This window comes from Psychrobacillus sp. FJAT-21963, assembly GCF_001420585.1.
Lineage (GTDB): Bacteria > Bacillota > Bacilli > Bacillales_A > Planococcaceae > Psychrobacillus.
Genome location: NZ_LJIY01000036.1, coordinates 1 through 748, shown reverse-complemented (window position 1 = coordinate 748; position 748 = coordinate 1). Strand labels below are relative to the sequence as shown.

Here is a 748-nt window from a genome sequence, read left to right as displayed (position 1 = left end):
TATCTTCACCGACAAATTTAAGAACAAAATAAACATTGGAAATAGGGATTTGTTGTTTTAATGCTATTGTAAAAATATTTGTTTGGCTTAAAGAAAATTCAATAGATGGATTAACGTAATTATGTATTATTACCTCTTCTGAGACAGGGGTTATTGATTTAAAAAATTTAATAAAAGCCTCATAAGAAACCCTGTTTTTATTATCAATGTCTATTGGTGGTCTATTATTAAATTGAATTAAAATAATTGGCAAAAAACCAAAAGTACATATCACTGTAGATAACGATAATAAAATAATAATAAAATCACCAGAACTGAGGCTGGAAGGAATTAATGTATACCCTATTCCTGAAATTATCCATATTATGCAAGATACGTACGAAATCACGAAAAAGAAGCCCAAAGTCCATCTATATACAGATTGGTTTGAAAGAACATAGATAAGTTCGTCAACTAATTCAGTAATTGAAGAAGTAGAATCTCTTGCTAAAGAGTCTTTAATTCGCTTGGATATATCATTTGATTTAATTATCTGTCTTTCATTATATTGACTGAAAATAATTGTTGTTAAAGCCAACAAAGCTACAACGACAGCTGAAGTCCAAGATACATAATTAATCGATGTTAACGTAATACCATCTAAGAAGGAATATATTTTTAAAAAGAAATCTTTAATCATAATTTAATAATTCCAAAGAAGAATTGATTACTTCTTCAATTAACTCCATATTATTTGTAAAAGGAAAAG

Annotated in this window: 1 protein-coding gene; it reads right to left on the bottom strand. The window is 27.3% G+C overall.

Features of this window, described 5'->3' with window-relative positions; translation table 11 throughout:
- The coding region (locus tag AN959_RS20455; protein WP_156350838.1) for a hypothetical protein at positions 1-679 on the bottom strand (679 nt) is incomplete at its 3' end.
- Between the last annotated feature and the right edge of the window lie 69 nt (positions 680-748).